This is a genomic window from Nonlabens dokdonensis (assembly GCF_002162835.1).
Classification (GTDB): domain Bacteria; phylum Bacteroidota; class Bacteroidia; order Flavobacteriales; family Flavobacteriaceae; genus Nonlabens; species Nonlabens dokdonensis_B.
This window is the reverse complement of the sequence record NZ_MAAX01000096.1, coordinates 1-4399: the sequence shown is the minus strand read 5'-3', so window position 1 is coordinate 4399 and position 4399 is coordinate 1. Positions and strand designations below refer to the sequence as shown.

The 4399-nt window shown below is 33.7% G+C and carries 4 protein-coding genes; 1 reads left to right on the top strand and 3 read right to left on the bottom strand.

Annotation, left to right across the window (positions count from 1 at the left end):
* From glmS to A9Q93_RS05960, 3 genes are all read right to left on the bottom strand, one after another.
* Positions 1-1100 (bottom strand): glutamine--fructose-6-phosphate transaminase (isomerizing) (gene glmS / locus A9Q93_RS05970; protein ID WP_303686473.1); only part of this gene is annotated, 1100 nt, incomplete at its 3' end.
* 11 nt (positions 1101-1111) lie between these two features.
* The gene (locus A9Q93_RS05965; protein ID WP_303686472.1) at positions 1112-2722 is read right to left on the bottom strand and encodes a DUF4270 domain-containing protein; all 1611 of its coding nucleotides are present in this window, start codon (positions 2720-2722) and stop codon (positions 1112-1114) included.
* 3 nt (positions 2723-2725) lie between these two features.
* A complete protein-coding gene (locus A9Q93_RS05960) occupies positions 2726-3553 on the bottom strand; it encodes a glycogen/starch synthase (protein ID WP_303686471.1) in 828 nt (275 codons plus the stop codon).
* Positions 3554-3662: 109 nt separating this feature from the next.
* On the opposite strand from A9Q93_RS05960, the gene panC reads away from it, so the two are divergent.
* Positions 3663-4399: pantoate--beta-alanine ligase (panC, locus tag A9Q93_RS05955; RefSeq protein ID WP_303686470.1), on the top strand; the 737-nt coding region annotated here is incomplete at its 3' end.

The following is a 4399-nucleotide window of genomic DNA, read 5'->3' as shown; positions in this document are numbered from 1 at the left end:
TTAATTGCAGCCATAGTATCTGCCGTTTCACCACTTTGAGATATAGCGATTAGAACATCATCTTTATCAATGACTGGATTGCGGTATCTAAATTCAGATGCGTACTCTACCTCAACTGGTATTCTAGCAAGTTCTTCAAAAACATACTCTGCCACAAGCCCTGCATGCCATGATGTACCACAAGCTACTACAATGATGCGCTTTGCATTTAAAAATTTATCTATATGATCATCTACTCCGGCCATTTTAATTAAACCTTGATCAACAAGCATACGACCTCTAAAAGTATCACGTATAGCATCAGGTTGTTCATAGATCTCCTTGAGCATGAAATGGTCGTAACCACCTTTTTCAATTTGCTCTAAATTCATTTGAAGCTCTTGAACATAAGGATCTACTAAGGAATCGTCATGAATTTTTCTCACTTTCATTTCTTTGTGAGTACGTACCACCGCCATCTCTCCATCTTCTAGATAAATAGCGTTTTTTGTAAATTCTAAAAACGGACTTGCGTCACTAGCAATAAAAAACTCTTTGTCTCCTACTCCTATCGCTAGAGGCGAACCCAATCTAGCAACTACAATTTCATTAGGCTTTCTACGGTCAAAAACAGCAATTGCATAGGCACCTATTGTTTGGTTAAGTGCAATTTGAACAGCCTTACCTAATTTAACACCTTCCTTTTTTTGAACATCTTCAATTAAATTTACTAATACTTCTGTATCAGTATCTGACTGAAATGTATAACCTCTATTTTTCAATTCTTGTTTGAGAGGTTCGTAATTTTCTATTATACCGTTATGTATAATAACTAAATCACCACTATTAGAAAAATGTGGATGAGAATTTACATCATTAGGAACTCCATGTGTTGCCCATCTGGTATGACCTATAGCAATAGTTCCTTGAGTTGAAATGTCTGCCTCAATTTTTGATTCTAAATCGGCTACTTTTCCTTTAGTTTTACTGAATTTGAGTTCGTTACCGTCATAAATTGCAATACCTGCACTATCATAACCACGATACTCAAGCCTTTTAAGACCGTTTAATACAATAGGATATGCTTTGCGATGTCCTATATAGCCTACAATTCCACACATATGTTTTATTATTAATTGGTTGTTTCTGAATAAAAAATCTTCAACTTAGGTCTTTTATCAATTTCAGGGGAAAGATTGCCGTGTAATACTGTTCCTTCATGAGAAATAGCAGCACTTATAGGGATGTTTTCTAATTCAGGATTAGCTATTGGATTTTGAGAAACCTCACTACTTGTAATCAAACTTACATTTTGACTAACTACTATCGCCAACCTATTGTTCTCGGTTTCACCTTGAATAATATTGTTTAAATGTTGAGTTAAAGTCAATTTATACTTAACACCTTGAGAATTTACATTGTCTTCAATCTCTCGCTCTAGCCTTCCTAAATGTCTCAAATTTGCATTTATAGGAGCAATACCACTGGTTGAAATAGAGTAATCAGAGAGTAATGTCCCAGTTTCATAATCGTAAATCAATATACGTTCTGGCTGAGTTGACCCTTGTAAAACAGCGTCTTGATTAACATAAAAATCAATAGACGCTTCATTAATCAACCAGTCATTTGCAATAATCTGTGTCAACTCTGGAGACTCTCCATCTACATTATTAGTGGATTGCCCAAACAACTCTATTATAGTTAAAGCACCAGGTCCTCCTTTTAAATATAGGTTTTCAGAGCCATTAATTGGATCATTTGACGTGTTGATATTGGAAGTTATAGTACTAGGAAAATCATGATCGATAAAAACCACTCTATTACCATTAAAGTTAAATTCAAAGGCTGATGTAATATTATTTAATTCGCTTACATCTCCGTCATTATCAAAATCATTTATATCAGCAAAGTCAGAATTAACAGATAAAGTTAGTGTCGCTTGATTTAGGTTAAGATGTATCAAAGAACCTCCGTTTTCTGAACCAGTTATTTTAAAGTATAAACCTCTGAAATAATTCTGAAAATTACTGATGCTTTGAAGGGATGGCATACCTTCTTGATTTAATATTACATTTTCCCAATAGTCAACAGGTAGTGATATCCTCAATCTAGGCGAAAGCCTTTCTTGCACGGTTAATTGCCCTTCGTCGTCTTCTTCAATAATTGTTACTTGCTCAGCAGATGGAATAAACTCAGATTCTGAGTAAATAAGATCTGTAGCATTCATGGATATTACATCTTCAAAATCACTGTAGTAAACCGCTGGCTCTGCAACATTGTTAGAGTCAAAATTGCTTAGAAAATAATTTGATCTATAGATTTCAAAATTAATGTTGTTACCTCCATATAAAGAATCTAAAACATAAACATTATCCTCTCCTGAAGAGACAGTAAGATCTATAGTGGAAAAGTAGGGTATTTCTAAAATAACCTCTTCTAATATTGTGTTCTCTCCAAAATCTGGATTACTAAATGTAGGATTTAATTGAGCTACAAAACCATATTTTGACTCTCCATAAACCGGATCAAAATAAGTACCAAAAGGAACCGAGTTGAAATTATTTGTCTGTACTGGATTAACTGTAGTACTATAGGTTTTTACATCAAATTCTGCCTCCTTAATAATATTTTCAGGATCTTCTCCCAAAAAATCACTTCCTAATGGAGTTAATTCATTTTCACAGGACACCACTCCCAAAACTACTGCAAATATAATTGCAGCATTACATAACAATTTTTTCATTTTCTAAGCTTCTTCTTTTTCGTTCAATACTTGATCAAGATAAAATTCTTCATACGCATCAGCAAACTCCTCAGGAGCATAATACTTAAGAACCGGCTTACCTTCTTGACCTTCTATATAAGCATCAATTTCTGAATCTAACTCTTCGCTTCCTTTAATAATAGCATCACTATATTTAATAGCACTCTTCATTAAGTTCACATACGTAGGATCTTCAAAGTCTGCTAGAGCTTCTTCGTCTAATGCGTCATATTGAAGTTTCTCCATCATCTCATCATCTAACGATCCTTCAAAGGATTGATTGTAAATTGAAGTAACTATTTTGCTTTCTTCAAATAATGGATCATTACCGTAATAATTCTTTAAATAAAGTGGCAATAAACTTGCCAGCCAGCCATGAACATGTATAATATCTGGAGCCCAGTTTAGCTTTTTCACTGTTTCTATTACTCCTTTTGCAAAGAAGATAGCGCGTTCATCATTATCAGGAAACAGGTTTCCATCTTCATCAGTTAAGGTCGCTTTTCTTTTAAAGTAATCTTCATTATCAATAAAATAAACTTGCATACGCTCTTTAGGAATAGAAGCTACTTTAATTATTAACGGCATATCAAGGTCGTTAATAATTAAATTCATACCGCTAAGTCTAATAACTTCATGCAGCTGGTGTCTTCTCTCGTTTATGTTACCAAATCTAGGCATGAAAATACGTATCTGTCCACCGCGATCATTAACCATTTTTGGAGAAAAATAAGACATGGAAGAAGCCTCTGTCTCAGGTAAATATGGTATAACTTCAGATGATACGTATAAAACTCTTTTTTCCTTCATAAATAAATATATTGTAGCCTAACTTTAAGCAAGTTGCAAAAATAAGCATTTTCTTGCAATATGCTCCGTAAACCTTATGTTTGTACAACATCTCGTGTTAAATACTGTTATGATCATTACATCCCATAAAAAACTAAAAAACCACCTAAAAACTGATCTTGAAAATAGCATAAGCTTAGGTTTTGTGCCTACAATGGGAGCATTACACGATGGACACATATCTCTAATGCAGGAAGCTATTTCTCAATGTGACCTTCTGGTAGTTTCCATTTTTGTTAACCCTACTCAATTTGATAACAAAAGTGATTTACAAAAATATCCTCGCAACATCACTCAAGATGTAGAATTTATCAAACAACACATCGATCCTAAAAAGCTAGTGGTTTATGCTCCAGAAATAGAAGACGTGTATGGAAAAAATCCAATTGCAAAAAAATACAGTTACGACGGCCTAGAACATGTTATGGAAGGTGCAAATCGTTTAGGCCACTTTGATGGTGTGGGAACTATTCTAGAATTTCTATTTTCTATTATCAATCCAGACAAAGCTTTTTTTGGAGAAAAGGATTTCCAGCAATTACAAATAGTGAAAAAGCTAGTAAAAAAATTAAACCTTGATATTGAAATAGTAGGATGTCCTATAAAACGTGAGGCTAATGGTCTAGCGATGAGTTCTAGAAACGAGCGATTAACAACTGATGGAAGAAATAAAGCAGCACTCATTTATGAAATCTTACAAGAAGCTGCTACATACTTTAAAGATCATAGCATTCATAAAACACAAAAGTTTGTAGAAAAATTTTTTCTACATCATCCTGAATTTAACTTAGAGTATTTTACAATTGC